Genomic DNA, 16,276 nt, shown 5'->3' on the forward strand with positions numbered 1-16,276 from the left:
CGTCAAGGATCGCGCCTGCCACGGATCGCTAGAATGTCCGGCTGGAACCGATTTCAACAAGGATGTGATTGCATGAAGACGCCACTGCGTTCTGCAGCGCTGGTCGCTGCCCTGTCGCTGGCACTGGTCGCCTGCGGCAAGTTGCCCGGCGCTGCAGGCCCTGCCGAACACAACGGCCATGCCGATGCCGAGGACGCGTCGGCCGATGTATCGGACGCCGACGCGGCCGAGCTGGCAATGACCACCAAGCTCAACGCCTATATCGACTGCTACAACGATGTGGACAGTGGCCTGCACCAGGGCATCGACTACTACACCAGCTGGATGGCCGACCCGAAGGCCGGCCCGAGCGGTCGCGAGGATCGCCCGATCGGCCCGCCGGACCTGACCGCCGCCGACCTGAAGAACTGCGAGTCGAAGATCGCCACCGCACGGGCTGCACAGCCGCCGCTGCCGGTGCTGGATGCCGCCGCCCAGCAGTACCTGAACAGCCTGCATGCGCTGCAGCCGCTGGCCCATGCAGGCCACGACTATTACGCGCGCGAGGACTACCAGGACGATGACTTCGCACGTGGCAAGGACATGCATGCGCCGCTGATGACCGCGCTGATGACCTTCGCCGAACACAGCCAGGCGTTCAGCAACGCGCTTGAAGCGCAGAACATGGCCGAGCAGAACGCCGCGCTGGAGGCAATGAAGCAGCGCGGTGAACTGACCCGCGAGTACTACCGCATGGCGATGATGCGCGACGCCAAGGCGCTGATCGACGTGATGGCCGAAGACCGCTTCGACGTCTCCCAGGCACAGACGTTGCTGGATGCCTTCAACCGCATTTCCGACGAAGCACATGCCGCCGTTGGCGAACAGGAGCCGGGGCGCATGCAGTGGAACAGCTTCGAGCATGAGGCGGAGGTGTTCCGCCGCGATGCGAAGTGGCGCCTGGAGCGCGTGTCCGGCAAGCGTCCCTTCACCGACATCGAAAAGAAGTGGCTGGCGCAGGGTTCGGACATTCCCAGCGGTTCGCCGGGCAAGTTGCTGCAGGCGTACAACGTGCTGGTGGATGAGAGCAACCGGCAGTAAACGATTTCCTGCTGACGTATGTGGCACGGCCAGATGCGTCAGTTCGATGCGTGATCCCCGCAGCGCCCGCGTTTGCGAGCAATCGGGCGTCATCCAGGTGCAGCGCGGCCCGCGACCGGGCACGCTGGCGCCCCGTTTTTCTGTATTGCCTGAGGAGTTTCCATGCGTGTTTCCCGTGTTTCCGTCCCCGTGCTGCTGGCTGGCGCGATGATCGGTCTTGCCGCCTGCGGTCCCGGCGGCGGCGCTCTGGTTGCCGACCGGAGCGTGGACAAGATCAATGCCTACATTGCCTGCTACAACGGCGTCGAAGCACCCGTGCGCGAGGGCTTCCAGACCTATACCGGCTGGATGGCCGATGCCGCCGCCGGCCCGACCGGCAAGGAAAAGCAGCCCCGTTCGCCGGGCAAGGTGCCGTCGCACCGGGTGGAGTACTGCGCGCAGCCGCTGACCGCCGCATTGGCGTTGACCCCGGCCACGCCGATGGACGCTGCGGTACGCGATTACCAGCAGTCGTTCCAGGCGCTGAACGTGCTGATCGAACAGGCCGATGGCTACTTCACCCGCGAGGAGTACCGGCGCGACGGTGGCGAGGGCCTGCGCGCCCAGCACGGGCCGTTGATGCAGGCTTACGCAGGGTTCTTCGAGGCCAGCGACGCGCTGGATGTTGCACTGGAAAAGAGCGAGCAGGAACGCCGTGCCGTGCAGCTGCAGCAGATCGAAGACAGCGAAGGCCGGTCGTTGGCCTACTACCACCTGCGCATCGTCGGCGACGGCAAGCAGCTGGCGCTGGCCTTCCAGGCCGAGGCCCCCGACCTGTCGGCGCTGCGCACACACCTGGCCGACTACCAGGGCCTGATCAAGGAAATCGAGGAGGCCGGTGTCGGCAAGGACAACCCGATGTGGGGCCATGTACGGCGTTCGGCGGACAAGCTGGTGCGCAGCGCCGGACGTGGGGTGGAGCGCCTGAGCGAGGGCAAGCCGATCACCGCCGAAGCGCTGGCCGCCGAGCGCAAGGCCTCCGGCAGCTGGCTCACCTCCGATCCGGAAGGTGCGCAGTCGACCATCATGGACGCTTACAACGACCTGGTCACCACCAGCAACCGCATGCACTGACCAGACCGAGGGGCAGCGCCGGGCCATGCCCGGCCGCTGCGATCAACGGTTGAAGGTATCGGGAATGGCATGGCCGCAACGGCGGCAATGCCGCGCATCGGGCTCGTGGCCTTCCAGCCCGCAGTGCGGGCAGCCGCGGGCGTCGCGGCGTGCGGCCAGTTCGGCTTCGCGCATGCTGCTGGCCAGTTCGGCGGTGTAGATGCCAGTGGGCACGGCGATGATGCTGTAGCCGATCAGGATCAGCACCGAGGTGACGAAACGGCCCAGCACGGTCTGCGGCACGATGTCGCCGAAACCGACCGTGGCCATGGTCACCACCGCCCAGTACATGCTGGCCGGGATGTTGCTGAAGCCGTGCTCGGGGCCTTCGATCACGTACATCAGGGTGCCGGCGATGATGGTGATGGTGATGACCGTGAACAGGAACAGCAGGATCTTGCGCCGGCTGCGCCACAGCGACTGCAGAAGGATGCCGCTTTCTTCGATGTAGCGGGTCAGCTTCAGGATGCGGAACACGCGCAGGATGCGCAGCGCGCGCACCACCAGCAGGCTCTGTGCGCCGGGCACGAACAGCGACAGGTAGGCGGGCAGGATCGACAGCAGGTCGATGATTCCCCAGATGCTGACCGCATAGCGCAGCGGGCGCTTCACCACCGCCAGGCGCAGCAGGTACTCGATCGTGAACAGGGCGGTGAAGACCCATTCGATCACGTACAGCCCATCGGCCCAGGCCACGTGCAGATGCTGCACGCTGTCGATCATCACCACCAGGATGCTGGCGATGATCGCCACCACCAGGATCAGGTCGAAGTTGCGCGAGGGCCGGGTGTCGTGCCGGTAGATGATGTCGAACCAGGTGCGGCGCCAGCCGGACGCGGTGGCGGGGTTCAGTTGGGGGGCGGAAAACGGTCGCATCGGTGCATTGTGCCGCAGGGTCTGGGGGGCGAGAATGGGGGTTCCTGAATCGTGCCCACTGCCATGACCGCCGCTACCGATCCGCTGATCTCCCTTTCGCACTACTACCTGCCGGTCTACAAGCCCCGCCAGGTCGTGTTGGAGCGAGGCCAGGGCGCCCGCGTGTGGGACAGCCAGGGCCGTGAATTCATCGACCTGGCCGCCGGCATTGCCGTATGCGGCCTGGGCCATAACGACCCGGACCTGACCGCCGCCCTGGTGGAACAGGCCGGCAAGCTCTGGCACACCAGCAACGTGTTCTACAGCGCACCGCCGCTGCACCTGGCCGAAGAACTGGTGAAGGCCAGCCGCTTCGCCGAGCGCGTGTTCCTGTGCAATTCCGGCGCCGAAGCCAATGAAGTGGCGATCAAGATGGTGCGCAAGTGGGCGTCCAGCCAGGGCCGCCCGGCCGACAAGCGCGTCATCATCACCTTCCGCGGCAGCTTCCACGGCCGCACCCTGGGCGCGGTGACCGCCACCGCCCAGCCGAAGTACCAGGAAGGCTACGAGCCGCTGCCCGGTGGCTTCCGGTACATCGATTTCAACGATGAAGTGCAACTGGAAACCGCGATGGCCGCCGGCGACGTGGCCGCGGTGATGCTGGAGCCGATCCAGGGCGAGGGCGGGGTGATGCCGGCCAAGTCCGGTTTCCTCAAGCGCGTGCGCGAGCTTTGCGACCAGCACAACGCATTGCTGGTGCTGGACGAGATCCAGGCCGGCATGGGCCGCACCGGTACCCTGTTCGCGCATTGGCAGGACGATGTGGTGCCGGACATGGTCACCCTGGCCAAGGCGCTGGGTGGCGGCTTCCCGATCGGCGCCATGCTGGCCGGCCCGAAGGTGGCCGAAACCATGCAGTTCGGCGCCCACGGCACCACCTTCGGTGGCAACCCACTGGCCGCTGCGGTGGCGCGGGTGGCGCTGCGCAAGCTGGGTTCGGCCGAGATCGCCGCCAACGTCAGCCGCCAGTCGAAGGCGCTGCGCGATGGGTTCGCCCGCATCAACGAGGAGTTCAACATCTTCAGCGATGTGCGCGGCCGCGGCCTGATGCTGGGCGCCGTGCTGAACAAGGATTTCGCCGGCCAGGCCGGTGCCATCCTGGACCACGCCGCCGACCAGGGCCTGCTGACCCTGCAGGCAGGCCCGGACGTGCTGCGCTTCGTGCCGTCGCTGAACATCACCGATGAAGAAGTGGCCGAGGGCCTGAAGCGACTGCGCGCGGCCATCGCCGCGTTCGTTGCCACGCGCTGATCTGCACGTCCTGATGATGGGGTCAGAGCCCTCTCATACGAGAGGGATCTGACCCCGATCATGGCCCAGGGGTCGGATCCCTCGCCCACGGCGAGGGCTCTGACCCCGGATCATCGTATCCCGTAGCGCTTCAACACCTTCCCCAGCCCGCGCCCGTCGCGCACGGTCTCGGCGTGCAGCCCGGCCGCGCGTGCGCCGCGCACGTTGACGAACAGGTCATCGACGAACAGCGTGTGGCCTGGATCGGCATCCAGCCGCTGCAAGGCGCGCTTGAACACCGCCGGGTCCGGCTTGCGGCCGCCCAGCATGCCGCTGCACAGCACGCGCGGCTGCAGGCGCGCGTGCAGGTCCGGCAGCAGTTCCGGCAGCACCTGCGCCATCAGTGGTCCGTTATTGGTCAGCACCGCCAGCGGCAGGCCGTCGTCCAAGGCCAGCAAGCGCTGCACCACCGCCACCTGCGGCCGGCACGCGGCCCGGCGTGCGGCGATCCAGGTCGGCACATCCACGCTGACATCCAATGCGTGGCCCAGCTGTGCCAGATAGTCCTCGGTGCTGACCTGCCCGGCGTCGTAGGCGGTTTCCAGCCCACTGTCGAACAGCGCGGCCTGCACCTGCGCGGTGCTGCGCTGCAGGGCCTGCGCCAGGTACAGCACGCGGCGCGCGCGCTGGTACTGCAGCAGCACGCCATCCACATCCAGCAGCAACAGTCGAATCTCCATGCCTGCAGCATGCCTGAGCCTGCGCACCGCATGCGACACCCTGTCGCAGCACGTGCGCGCGGTCACTGCCTAGAATGAAGACGACTTGGCAGGAGATGCATTGATGAAGGCTTGGGGCGTGGCAATTGGACTGGGTGCGCTGCTGTTCGCACCGGCGGCAATGGCGCGGGTGTGTGCGGTCAGCATCGACAGCACCGACCAGATGACCTTCAGCAGCCGGCAGATCAAGGTGGCAGCCGACTGCAGCGAAGTGGACCTGACCCTGCGCCACACCGGCAAGCTGGCGGCCACCGCCATGGGCCACAACTGGGTGCTGACCCGCACGGCCGACTACCAGCCGGTGGCCCTGGCCGGCATGCGCATGAGCCTGGCCGACAGCTACCTGCCCAAGGCCGACAAGCGGGTGCTGGCGCATACCAAGGTGATCGGCGGCGGGGAGACGACGCGCGTGCGGTTTTCCACCAAGGGCATGCAGAAGGGCGGTGATTACACCTTCTTCTGCTCGTTCCCGGGGCACTTCGCGATGATGAAGGGCAGCTTCGTCTTCGGTTGATGCCGTTTGTAGAGTCGAGCCATGCTCGACTGCACGCGTGCCAACCAAGGTTGGCACCTACCAGGCAACAGCGGTGCCAACCAAGGTTGGCAGCCACCAGAGAGCGGGAGGTCGGTCCCCCCGAGGCCGCTTACCCCTTTGCGGCCTTGAACGCGATGCGTGCGGCCGCCAGCGTCGCCTCGATCACCGCATCGTCGTGCGCGCTGGACATGAACCCGGCTTCGTACGCCGACGGCGCCAGGAACACGCCCTGTTCCAGCATGGCGTGGAAGAAGCGGTTGAACGCCGGAATATCGCAGGCGATGGCCTGGGCATAGGTCTCCACCTTTTCGCTGGTGAAGAACAGACCGAACATGGCGCCCACCTGGGTGGTGGTCACCGCCACGCCGGCTTCGGCGGCCGCCGCTTCCAGGCCGGCACACAGGCGCGCGGTGCGCTCGGCCAGGTCGGCATGGAAGCTCGGCTGCGATACCAGGTCGAGCATGGCCAGGCCGGCGGCCATTGCCACCGGATTGCCGCTGAGCGTGCCGGCCTGGTAGATCGGGCCGGCCGGTGCAATCTGCTGCATCAGGTCGCGGCGGCCACCATAGGCACCCACCGGCATGCCGCCGCCGATGATCTTGCCGAAGGTGGTCAGGTCCGGGGTGATGCCGTAGTGCGCCTGCGCGCCGCCCAGGGCCACGCGGAAACCGGTCATCACTTCATCGAAGATCAGCAGCGCACCGTGCTGCGTGCACAGCGCGCGCAGGTGCTGCAGGTAGCCCTCGCGCGGCGGAATGCAGTTGGCGTTGCCCACCACCGGTTCGATGATGAGGCCGGCGATCTCGCTGCCCTGCGCCTCGAACAGCGCGGTGGCCGCTTCGAAATCGTTATAGGGCAGGGTCAGGGTCAGTTCGCTCAGGCCCGCCGGCACACCCGGCGAGGTCGGTACGCCCAGGGTCAGCATGCCGCTGCCGGCCTTGACCAGGAACGAATCGCCATGGCCGTGGTAGCAGCCTTCGAACTTCACGATGCGGTTGCGGCCGGTGGCGCCGCGCGCCAGGCGGATGGCCGACAGCGTGGCTTCGGTGCCCGAATTGACCATGCGCACCATTTCGCACGACGGCACCAGCCGGGTGATGGTCTCGGCCATGGCCACTTCGGCCGCGCACGGCGCGCCGAAGGACAGGCCGTTGTCGATCGCCCGCTTCACCGCCTGGCGCACGGCCGGGTGGTTGTGGCCGACGATCATCGGGCCCCACGAGCCCACGTAGTCGATGTAGCGGTTGCCGTCCACGTCGTACAGGTAGGCGCCGTCGGCGCGTTCGACGAAGAACGGTTCGCCGCCCACCGACTTGAACGCGCGCACCGGCGAATTGACGCCGCCCGGCAGCAGCTGCTGGGCGCGGGAGAACAGGGCGTGGGACTGGTCGTGGTTCATGGGGCTTTCCTGGGCATTACGCGAACTGGGCGAGGAAGGCGCGCTGGGTCGCGACCGGGTCCGGTGCGGCATAGATGCCGCTGACCACGGCCACCAGGTCGGCGCCGGCGTCGATGATGGGACCCACATTGTCCGGGGTCAGGCCACCAATGGCCACCCGCGGCACGCCCAGTGCGGCGGTTTGCCGCAGCAGGTCGGTGTGGGCGCGGCTGCTGGTGATCTTCGTGGTGGTGGGGAAGAAGGCGCCGAAGGCCACGTAGCTGGCGCCCGCGGCCACGGCCTTTTCGGCGTTGGCCAGCTGGTCGTAGCAGGACGCACCGATGATGGCGGCCGGGCCGAGCAGGGCACGCGCGCTGGGAATGTCACCGTCGGTGCCGCCCAGGTGCACGCCGGCCGCGCCCACGCCCTGCGCCAGCGCCGGGTCGTCGTTGATGATCAGCGGCACCCCGTGTCCGGCGCACAGCGCCTGCAGGGCGGTGGCCTGTTCCAGGCGCAGCGCATCGCTGGCGGTCTTGTTGCGGTACTGCAGCCAGGTGGCGCCGGCGGCCAGCAGCGGCGCGGTGCGTGCCAGCAGGCGCGCAGTATCGGCCTCGTCCGGGGTGATCAGGTAGACGCCGCGGGGCGCCGGGGAAGCTGCGTTCATGGATGGCTACCGGTAGAAGGGCCGCGGTGGGACAATGACGGCCAGTGAATCCAGCGTTGATTATCCGATGAGCGATGCCACCCCCACCACCTTGCGCACCTGGATGTGCGTGGTCTGCGGCTTCATCTACCGTGAGGCGGACGGGCTGCCGGAAGAGGGCATCGCCCCGGGCACGCGCTGGGAGGACATTCCCGAGACCTGGACCTGCCCCGATTGCGGGGTGACCAAGGACGATTTCGAGATGGTCGAGATCGATTGATTGGGGCGCCGCCGGGCATGGCCCGGCGCTACCGGGTGGGTGCGGACCGTTGGTCCGCACACCGGTAAATCAATGCAACCGCGGCATCGGCCCGCCCAGGTCGATCAGCTTCTCGCGCAGCCACTGCGCATCGCTGGCGTCCGGGTTGCGCTTCAGGTACTGCCCCAGGTCATGCCGGGCGCCGGCCAGGTATTCCAGCTGCAGATAGGCCAGGCCACGGTCGCGCAGGGCATCGTCCTGTTCCGGGGCCAGTTTCAGCAGGCGGTCGGCGCTGCGCGCGGCACGGTCCCATTCGCCGGCTTCGGCATAGACGCCATGCAGGTTGCGCAGCATGCGGATCAGGATCGCCCGGCTCGGCGCCGGATCCAGGATCTGCGCCAGCACCTGGTCGTCCGGTGCCTGCCCGCCCAGGTGTGACTTGGCGCGTTCGCGCAGCTCGTCCACGTCCAGCGGGCGACCGCCATTGAACGGGTCCATCACCAGCACCCCGTCGTCCACGGGCAGGCGCACCAGGAAATGGCCGGGGAAGGACACCCCGTCCAGCGGAATGTCCAGCCGCCGGGCCACTTCCATCTGCACCAGGGCCAGCGAGATGGGATTGCCCAGGCGCCGTTCGAATACCTGGTTGAGGTAGCTGTTGCGGGGGTCGTAGTACTGCTGGTGGTCACCGCTGTAACCCAGCTCGTCGAAAAGGTGGCGGTTCACCGCGGCCATCTTCATCGGCCAGCGCTCGATCGTGTCCACTTCGGCGCGCAGGTGATCGACATGGCTCTGCACCAGCGCCTCGTACACGCCGGGTTGAAGATCGGGGTATTCATCGCGCGCGATCAGCAGCGCGGTCGGCAACAGTGGCAGCGCCTCGTCATCGAGGTCGGCCAGTGCATCCCAGTCGGGGAGTGTGATCCGGTCCTGCATGGCCACAGACTGGCGGCAATCGCAGGCGGTTTCAAGCGGTGCGGCGTGAATTCCGCCTGTCGTTGTTTCCCATCCACGCATGGCGCGGATCTACCGTCAGATATCGAAATCAATCTGGGGTCGGAGCCCGTTGCGCAGCAACGGGGTCCGACCCCGCGCCGTTCCAACAGATCGCGGCCAACCGTCGAAGGCGGGGTGGGTCCGGTGGCGGGGGTGTCCGCGGCATGGATGCCGCGGCCAAGGCTACAGGGACGTACTTGCGCCGTCCCCCGCCATCGGACCCCCCCGCCATTCCTCGAAATGCACGAATTTGACGTTGACGTTGACGTTGACGTCGATGTTGATTCGGCAGGTGCCGGGCGCAGCCCGGCCGTCCGTCAGTTCTCGATGCCCGGGCCGAAGGTCAGTGCGGTGCCGTCCTTCAGCTTCAGCTTTTCCGCCTGGCCCGCATTGAGCTCCAGCACGTAGCGGGCCGGGCCGCTGCTGGGGTAGGGCGGGCAGCGGTCGCCGGCCGAGCAGGGCGGCACATCGCGCTGCTGGCTGACCAGCCGGCGCTGGCTGTCGAAGTACAGGATGTCCAGCGCGATCCGGGTGTTCTTCATCCAGTACGCCTGCATCTCCTCCTGCTCGTGCACGAACAGCATGCCGTGGTCGGCCGGCATCTGGTCGCGGAACATCAGGCCGCGGGCGCGGGTTTCATCGTTGGTGGCCAGCTCGACCTTGTAACGGGCACCGTCCAGCTCCACCCAGTGGCGGGCGGCATCGGTGGCACAGCCGGTCAGGGCCAGCAGCGGAAGCATCAGCAGCGAACGCAACAGCGACATCGTCAGGGTCCTTCGCAGGGGTCAGAGCACGACCGGCGGTTCACCGCCGACAATCACCACATCGGCGCGACGGCGCGCGAACAGGCCCACGCAGACCACGCCGGGCAGCTGGTTCAGCTCGCGCTCCAGCTTTTCCGGATCGGTGATCTGCAGGTTGTGGATGTCCAGGATCTGGTTGCCGTTGTCGGTCACCACGCCCTCGCGCCAGGTCGGCTGGCCGCCGGTCATGTCGCGGATCTGTCGGGCCACCAGGCTGCGCGCCATCGGAATCACTTCCACCGGCAGCGGGAAGTTGCCCAGCACCGGCACCTGCTTGCTGGGATCGACGATGCAGACGAAACGCTCGCTGGCCTCGGCGATGATCTTTTCGCGGGTCAGCGCCGCGCCACCGCCCTTGATCAGGCACTTGCCCGGATCGCACTCATCGGCGCCGTCCACGTACAGCGACAGGTTGCCGGTGTGGTTCAGCTCGATCACCTCGATGCCGTGCTGCTTCAGGCGCGCGGTGCTCTGTTCCGAACTGGACACCGCGCCCTTGATGCGGTGCTGGATGCGGGCCAGCGCATCGATGAAGTAGGCCACGGTGGAACCGGTGCCGACCCCGACGATCATGCCGTCTTCGACGTATTCGATGGCTTTTTCAGCGGCCAGGCGCTTGGCTTCGGACATGGGAGAACTCTCAGGCAGGGAATCAGGATTTCTTTTCCAGCGACAGCAGCAGCTTCCACTGCGGGGCCGTGACCGGGAACACCGACAGGCGGTTGCCCTTGGCAACCAGCGGGAAGCCTTCGCCGAGTTCGTCGGCGTGCAGCTTGATCTCGTCCAGCGCGATCACCTGCGGCAGCTTGCGGTCGAAGGCCACGTCCACCAGCATCCAGCGCGGGTTCTCGCGCGTGCTCTTGGGGTCGTGGTAGTCGGATTCCGGGTCGAACTGGGTGTCGTCCGGGTAGGCCGGGCTGGCCACCGTGGCCAGGCCGACGATGCCGGGCACCTTGGTATTGGAGTGGTAGAACAGGATGCCGTCGCCCACCTGCATGCCGTCGCGCATGAAGTTGCGCGCCTGGTAGTTGCGCACGCCGTTCCAGGGCTCGACCTTCACCTTGGCCAGGTCATCGATGGAAAAAGCGTCCGGTTCGGACTTCATCAGCCAATAGCGCTTGCGGGCGGTCATGCGTTCACGGGGGCAGCGGAGGGGAACAGGGTGCCGTCTTCGGTGCAGATCGCATCCACCGGCACGTCCCACGACGCCACCGGCAAGGACTCGACCTGCTGCGCGGCGAACGCGGCACCCACCAGCCAGGGCGGTGCCGGCCGGTCGTGGCGGAAGGCGAAGCTGCGATCATACCAGCCGCCCCCCATGCCCAGCCGCCGGCACTGCGCGTCGAAGCCCACCAGCGGGGTGACCACCAGCGCCATCTGGCTGGCGTCCAGGGTGTCGGCCACGGCCACATCGGGCTCGGGAATGCCGTAGCGGTTGCTGGTCAGGGGCTGGCCCGGCCGCCACGGCGCAAAGCGCAGCACATCGCCGGCCAGCACCGGCAGGCAGTAGGCCACGGTGTCAGGCAACTGCAGTTGCCAGCGGTGCAGGGCGATCTCGCCATCCAGCGCCCAGTAGCCGGCCACGGCGCCTTCGCGCGGGGCGAACGGCAGGGCCAGCAGGGCGTCGGCCAGCGATTCGGCAGCCGCAATGCGGATGGGCGCGGAAAGTGCGCGGCGGCGTTGCCGCAGGTCGTGGCGCAGGGCCTGGCGCGGGTCGGTCATGGCAGGTGGCGGCAGGAAACAGCGGCCATTGTGCCGGAAAGAACAAGGGCGACGCCCGAAGACGCCGCCCTTGCTGGAATATTGCATTCTCCGCAATGTCGATGCATGCGAAACGACCTTGAACCCGGGGGCTCAAGTGGGAACGCTGGAGAACCATCGGGCTTCCCGCTACAAGGCGGACCTGCACTCCCGGCGCTGTCGCGCTCCCGGTGTCGTTCTTAAGGGACAAGGCGAATGTTTGCACATGCCGTCGAGTACCGCAGAGAACGCGTGGCCATTATAGCCAGCGTGCACGATCTGGATAGGCCGTTCGTCGGCAACAGTCCGTGCCAATTCAGATATGAGAAGACGCGTTGTGCGCGTTGCTCACACGCTGCTATCGATCGCGCGGTCCAGGCGCCGGTTCAGATCGGCCAGAGTCTGCTGCAGGGCCACCGCCTGGCGCGCGTTCTCGTCGCGCAGCAGTTGCAGCTCGTGGGCCAGGTTCAGTGCGGCCAGCACCGCCACCCGATCAACAGCGGCCATGCGGTTGCTGCCGCGGATCTCGCGCATGCGTGCATCCAGCAGGCGCGCGGCGGCCATCAGGCTGTCGCGTTCATCGCCGCCCACGCCCACGGTGTATTCACGATCGAGGATGCGGACACTGACCGGTTCTGCGCTCATGTGTGCTGCTCCAGGGATTTGAGCCGGCTGATCATCGCTTCCACCCGCGAGCGGGCCTGTTCGTTCTTGGCCAGCAGGGTGGACCGCTCGGCCACCAGTTGTTCTTGCTGGTGGCGCAGGCTGCGGTTCTCCTCGGCCAGGCGCTGGTTGCGCTCCAGCAGCGCTTCCACGCGGGCGGCAAAAGCCTGCAGCTGGGCAAGGGGGTCGGCGGGTTCCATGCCGCACGATAGGCAAGCCGGGTAAGGGCGGTCAAGCGTTGTCGCAGCAGGGCCGGACTGCCACGAGGACGACCCGGTTGGGTTGCTACACTACAGGGCTCACGGGCGCGCGCGTGCGCGCCCCGGGTTTCCCTTACGAACGAGCCGCACGATGACCGAACTTCCCTCCGTCGACGACGTTTCCCGCGCCAGCCAGGAACTGGGCCTGGGCGCCACCGCTGCCGAGCTGCATGGCGGCCTGTGCGGCTGGCTGGCCGCCGGCGGCGCCCCCGGCAACGACTGGCCGGCCCGCGTGCTGGCCGACGACAATCTGGCCCCGGTCGCCCCCGGCAGCGCGCTGGCGCAGCTGCTGGAAGCCACCATCAAGCAGCTGGAAGACCGTGATTTCGCCTTCGAGCTGCTGCTGACCGACAACGACGACGTGGCCGCGCAGGCCGATGCCATGTTCAGCTGGACCCGTTCGTTCCTGGGCGGCTTCGGCCTGGGCAGCGGCGGCCGCCGTCCCACCCTGTCCGAAGAGGGCGAGGAAGCCCTGACCGACATGGCCAGCCTGGCGCGTGCCTCCAGCGAGGATTTCGAGGCCGGCGGTGAGGACGATGACGAGGCGCTGTCGGAAATCGAGGAATTCATCCGCGTGGCGGTGCTGCTGCTGCACGGCGATGTGGTGCTGGCCGCGCGCCACCGCCAGCGCCTGAACTGATGGATATCAAGCAGCGCACCGGCATTGCCGCCGGCGAGTACAAGCGCCGCCGCCGCCAGCTGATGGACATGGCCGGCGACGATGCGATCCTGGTCCTGCCGGCGGCCTCGGAGAAGGTGCGCAGCCTGGATACCCATTTTCCGTTCCGCCAGGATTCGGATTTCCAGTACCTGAGCGGCTTCCCGGAACCGGAGGCGGTGCTGGTGCTGATTCCCGGCCGCCGCCACGGCGAAGCCATCCTGTTCTGCCGCGAACGCGATGCCGAGCGCGAGGCGTGGGATGGCAGCCGCGCGGGCCAGGACGGGGCGGTGGCGCACTACGGCATGGACGATGCCTACCCGATCGATGATCTGGACGACATCCTGCCCGGCCTGCTGGAAGGGCGCTCGCGCGTCTATTACCACTTCGGCCGCGAAGCGGATTTCGACCTGAAGCTGATCGGCTGGGTGAACCGCGTGCGGTCGCAGGTACGCCACGGCGCGCAGCCGCCGCACGAGTTCCTGGAGCTGGGCCACCTGCTGCACGAGCAGCGCCTGTTCAAATCCGGTGCCGAAGTGGCGTTGATGCAGCATGCAGCGCAGATCAGCGTGCGTGCGCACCTGGCGGCGATGCACGCGGCCAGGGCGGGCATCCACGAATACGAACTGCAGGCCGAACTGGAGCGGGTGTTCCGCGCCAGCGATGCCGTTCCCGCGTACTGCAGCATTGTCGGTGCCGGTCGCAACGGCTGCATCCTGCATTACCGCGACAACAACGCGCGTTCGCGCGACGGCGAACTGGTGCTGATCGATGCGGGTGCCGAGTACCGTGGCTACGCCAGCGACATCACCCGCACCTTCCCGGTGAACGGTCGCTTCACTGCCGAACAGCGCGCGCTGCACGATCTGGTCGGTCAGGCGCAGGCCGCCGCCATGGCGCAGGCGCGCCCGGGCGTGGCCTACGAGACCGGCCATCTGGCCGCCGTGCAGACCCTGACCGAGGGCCTGCTGCGGTTGGGACTGCTGAAGGGCACGCTGGAAAAGAACCTGGCCGAAGGGCTGTACCAGCGTTTCTACCGGCACAAGACCGGGCACTGGATCGGTCTGGACGTACACGATGTGGGCGACTACCGGCTGGCCGGCGAATCGCGCCTGCTGGAGCCGGGCATGGCCTTCACCATCGAACCGGGCCTGTACATCGGCGTGGACGACACCACGGTGGAACCGCGCTGGCGCGGTATCGGCATCCGCACCGAGGATGACGTGCTGATCACCGACGACGGCCATCGTGTGCTGACCGAAGGCCTGGCGCGCAGCGCCGACGAGATCGAAGCGGTGATGGCGGGTTGAGCGGGACTGCGTAGAGTCGAGCTTGCTCGACTGAAGCAACGGCAACGGCCAAAGCAAGAGCGGCATTCCGTGGGATGGCGGGGCACTGCGGGTTTGCGGGGACGCCGTAAACCCGTCCATGGGGGCTTGGTCGCCGCATCCATGCGGCTCACACCCCGCAAACCCGCAGTGCCCCGCCTTCGACAGGTTCACGCGGCTGTTGGTAACGGCGATTCTTGGAACGTGCGGTGTTGGTTCACGCGGCCGTTGGTAGGTGTCGACCTTGGTCGACACAGAGCGAGCGCAGCGAGCGACCCGCTCTTGATTTTCTTTTTCTTTTCCGTGGCTGGACGCGCACGGAAATTGTCCGTGGCCGGGCGGATGGGTTGCGCAGGGGCGTGAGCCGCATGGATGCGGCGACCGAGCTTACATGGATGTACTTGCAGCGTCCCCTGCGCAGCCCATCCGCCCGGCCAGATATCAGTAATCCCGCCGCACCCAGCGCCCAGCCACGAGGGGCTCAGCCGTTGGCTGCCGCAAACTCCGGGCGGGTCAGGTTGTCCGCGTTGCCTTCGGTGCACAGCACTTCGTCTTCGATGCGGATGCCACCGTAGGGGCGGAAGAAATCCACACGGTCCCAGTTGATCGCATCGCCATGGCCGGCTGCCTTCACTTCGTTCAACAGCATGTCGATGAAGTACAGGCCCGGTTCGATGGTCACCACCATGCCCGGTTCCAGCACGCGGGTCAGGCGCAGGTAGGGGTGGCCGGCCGGGCGCTCGATGCGGCCGCCGTCTTCGCCGGCCGCGAAGCCGGCCACGTCGTGTACCTGCAGGCCGATCAGATGGCCGATGCCGTGCGGGAAGAACGCGGCGCTGACGCCGGTTTCCAGTGCGGTCTGCGGCGAAACCTTGATCACGCCGAAGTCCTTCAGCACGCCCATCAGCGACAGGTGCGCGTCCACGTGCAGCTGCTTGTAGTCGAAGCCGGCGCGCACGGCCGCGCACATCTGCTGCTGGGCCGCGTCCACCGCATCGATCATTGCGGCGAACTCGTCGTGGCCGTGCGCGGCGTAGGTACGGGTGATGTCGCTGGCGTAGCCGAGGGCGCTGGCGCCGGCATCGATCAGGAAGCTGCGCAGCGGCTGCGGTGCCTTGCGGCCGAGTTCGGTGTAATGCAGCACGGCGGCGTGTTCGTTCAGTGCCACGATGTTGCCGTAGGGCAGTTCGTTGGCATCCTGGCCGACGGCCTGGCAGTACGCCATGTGGATGTTGAATTCGTCGGCACCGTTGCGGAACGCGGCCTCGGCGGCGCGGTGGCCACGCACGCCCAGTACCTGCGCCTGCCGCATCAGGGCCACTTCATACGGCGTCTTGTAGGCGCGGTGCCATTCCAGGTAGTTCAGCACCGGCGCCGGGTTGTTCGGCACGTAGGCGCCCAGCGCGCTCTGCGGCTCACCCAGGATCGCGCAGCGGGCCGGGTTGGCCGGCAGCAGGGCCAGCGCCTCGTCCGGCGTGCGGATGATGTGGATGTCGAAGTGCTCCACCCACCAGCCGCTGGGGGCATCGGGCACCACGTGCCAGTAGTCGAAGGGCTGGTGGAAGATGACCGCCGGGCGCTTGCCGGGGGTGAACACCACCCAGCTGTTGGGCACCCGGGTAAGCGGCAGCCAGGCCTTGAACTGCGGGTTCACCGCATACGGGTAGTCACGATCGTCGAACACCTGGTAATGCAGGGTGCCGCTGGGCACCACCAGATGGGCGAAACCGCCGCGCGCCAGCGCCTGTTCGGCGCGTCGGCACAGCACGGCCAGGTGGTCGGAATACAGGGCGCCGGGGTCTTGCTGGATCATTGCGGTGGCTCGACACGGAAAACGGCCTTAGATTCTGCCGCATA

General features: G+C 67.3%; 19 protein-coding genes and 1 other RNA gene. 7 read left to right on the plus strand and 13 right to left on the minus strand.

Translation table 11 applies throughout. From position 1 onward, the window contains the following. The first annotated feature begins 72 nt into the window (after positions 1–72). Positions 73–1,080: a YiiG family protein gene (locus tag G4G00_RS07425; protein WP_164272273.1), complete on the plus strand. Its 1,008-nt coding sequence runs from the start codon at positions 73–75 to the stop codon at positions 1,078–1,080. 162 nt (positions 1,081–1,242) lie between these two features. Then, complete coding sequence (locus tag G4G00_RS07430; RefSeq protein WP_164272275.1) at positions 1,243–2,193, plus strand: YiiG family protein; 951 nt, start codon at positions 1,243–1,245, stop codon at positions 2,191–2,193. 42 nt (positions 2,194–2,235) lie between these two features. Here the strand turns inward: G4G00_RS07430 and G4G00_RS07435 are convergent, their stop codons facing one another. After that, complete coding sequence (locus G4G00_RS07435; protein WP_164272277.1) at positions 2,236–3,108, minus strand: ion transporter; 873 nt, start codon at positions 3,106–3,108, stop codon at positions 2,236–2,238. 63 nt (positions 3,109–3,171) lie between these two features. Between G4G00_RS07435 and G4G00_RS07440 the strand changes: the two genes are divergently transcribed. After that, positions 3,172–4,398: an acetylornithine transaminase gene (locus G4G00_RS07440; protein ID WP_108757075.1), complete on the plus strand. Its 1,227-nt coding sequence runs from the start codon at positions 3,172–3,174 to the stop codon at positions 4,396–4,398. 110 nt (positions 4,399–4,508) lie between these two features. Here the strand turns inward: G4G00_RS07440 and G4G00_RS07445 are convergent, their stop codons facing one another. Continuing rightward, entirely contained in the window at positions 4,509–5,117 is a 609-nt protein-coding gene (locus G4G00_RS07445) for an HAD-IA family hydrolase (protein ID WP_164272279.1), read from the minus strand. A 103-nt stretch (positions 5,118–5,220) separates the two neighbouring features. Between G4G00_RS07445 and azu the strand changes: the two genes are divergently transcribed. Next, on the plus strand, positions 5,221–5,670 hold the full coding sequence (gene azu, locus G4G00_RS07450; RefSeq protein ID WP_164272281.1) for an azurin: 450 nt from the start codon (positions 5,221–5,223) through the stop codon (positions 5,668–5,670). 130 nt (positions 5,671–5,800) lie between these two features. Here the strand turns inward: azu and hemL are convergent, their stop codons facing one another. After that, positions 5,801–7,090, minus strand: coding sequence for a glutamate-1-semialdehyde 2,1-aminomutase (gene hemL / locus G4G00_RS07455; protein ID WP_164272283.1), 1,290 nt, complete (start codon positions 7,088–7,090; stop codon positions 5,801–5,803). A gap of 16 nt (positions 7,091–7,106) precedes the next feature. After that, positions 7,107–7,733, minus strand: a complete 627-nt coding sequence (gene thiE / locus G4G00_RS07460) for a thiamine phosphate synthase (RefSeq protein ID WP_164272285.1) — start codon at positions 7,731–7,733, stop codon at positions 7,107–7,109. A gap of 34 nt (positions 7,734–7,767) precedes the next feature. On the opposite strand from thiE, the gene G4G00_RS07465 reads away from it, so the two are divergent. Next, positions 7,768–7,992: a rubredoxin gene (locus tag G4G00_RS07465; protein WP_108750992.1), complete on the plus strand. Its 225-nt coding sequence runs from the start codon at positions 7,768–7,770 to the stop codon at positions 7,990–7,992. A 69-nt stretch (positions 7,993–8,061) separates the two neighbouring features. On the opposite strand, the gene G4G00_RS07470 is transcribed toward G4G00_RS07465, so the two are convergent. The 8 genes from G4G00_RS07470 to G4G00_RS07505 all read right to left on the minus strand — a co-directional run bounded on the left by G4G00_RS07470 (position 8,062) and on the right by G4G00_RS07505 (position 12,373). Next, positions 8,062–8,907, minus strand: a complete 846-nt coding sequence (locus tag G4G00_RS07470) for a SirB1 family protein (RefSeq protein ID WP_164272287.1) — start codon at positions 8,905–8,907, stop codon at positions 8,062–8,064. Positions 8,908–9,284: 377 nt separating this feature from the next. After that, positions 9,285–9,731 carry a DUF192 domain-containing protein gene (locus G4G00_RS07475; RefSeq protein WP_164272289.1) on the minus strand — a complete coding sequence of 149 codons (447 nt, stop codon included), beginning with the start codon at positions 9,729–9,731 and terminating at the stop codon, positions 9,285–9,287. Between the two features lie 21 nt (positions 9,732–9,752). Beyond that, a complete protein-coding gene (gene rpiA / locus G4G00_RS07480; protein ID WP_108754044.1) occupies positions 9,753–10,400 on the minus strand; it encodes a ribose-5-phosphate isomerase RpiA in 648 nt (215 codons plus the stop codon). Between the two features lie 22 nt (positions 10,401–10,422). Then, positions 10,423–10,902, minus strand: coding sequence for an EVE domain-containing protein (locus G4G00_RS07485; protein ID WP_108754043.1), 480 nt, complete (start codon positions 10,900–10,902; stop codon positions 10,423–10,425). Then, on the minus strand, positions 10,899–11,492 hold the full coding sequence (locus G4G00_RS07490) for a 5-formyltetrahydrofolate cyclo-ligase (protein WP_108754042.1): 594 nt from the start codon (positions 11,490–11,492) through the stop codon (positions 10,899–10,901). Before G4G00_RS07490 ends, G4G00_RS07485 begins: the two co-directional genes overlap by 4 nt. An 83-nt stretch (positions 11,493–11,575) precedes the next feature. After that, positions 11,576–11,761, minus strand: a non-coding RNA gene (ssrS, locus tag G4G00_RS07495) — 6S RNA. Between the two features lie 97 nt (positions 11,762–11,858). Then, positions 11,859–12,155, minus strand: coding sequence for a cell division protein ZapA (locus G4G00_RS07500; RefSeq protein ID WP_108750986.1), 297 nt, complete (start codon positions 12,153–12,155; stop codon positions 11,859–11,861). Further along, positions 12,152–12,373 (minus strand): TIGR02449 family protein, encoded by a 222-nt coding sequence (locus G4G00_RS07505; protein WP_079223080.1) that lies wholly within the window; start codon positions 12,371–12,373, stop codon positions 12,152–12,154. Before G4G00_RS07505 ends, G4G00_RS07500 begins: the two co-directional genes overlap by 4 nt. Positions 12,374–12,524: 151 nt before the next feature. Here G4G00_RS07505 and G4G00_RS07510 point away from each other — a divergent pair, with 151 nt between their 5' ends. Next, on the plus strand, positions 12,525–13,073 hold the full coding sequence (locus tag G4G00_RS07510; protein ID WP_108750985.1) for a UPF0149 family protein: 549 nt from the start codon (positions 12,525–12,527) through the stop codon (positions 13,071–13,073). A gap of 5 nt (positions 13,074–13,078) precedes the next feature. After that, positions 13,079–14,401, plus strand: a complete 1,323-nt coding sequence (locus G4G00_RS07515; protein WP_108754869.1) for an aminopeptidase P N-terminal domain-containing protein — start codon at positions 13,079–13,081, stop codon at positions 14,399–14,401. Between the two features lie 499 nt (positions 14,402–14,900). Here G4G00_RS07515 and pepQ read toward each other — a convergent pair whose 3' ends face one another. Further along, the gene (gene pepQ, locus G4G00_RS07520) at positions 14,901–16,232 is read right to left on the minus strand and encodes a Xaa-Pro dipeptidase (protein WP_164272295.1); all 1,332 of its coding nucleotides are present in this window, start codon (positions 16,230–16,232) and stop codon (positions 14,901–14,903) included. Positions 16,233–16,276 lie beyond the last annotated feature (44 nt).

Origin of the sequence: Stenotrophomonas sp. B1-1 (genome assembly GCF_010894375.1) — a bacterium.
Taxonomy (GTDB): domain Bacteria; phylum Pseudomonadota; class Gammaproteobacteria; order Xanthomonadales; family Xanthomonadaceae; genus Stenotrophomonas.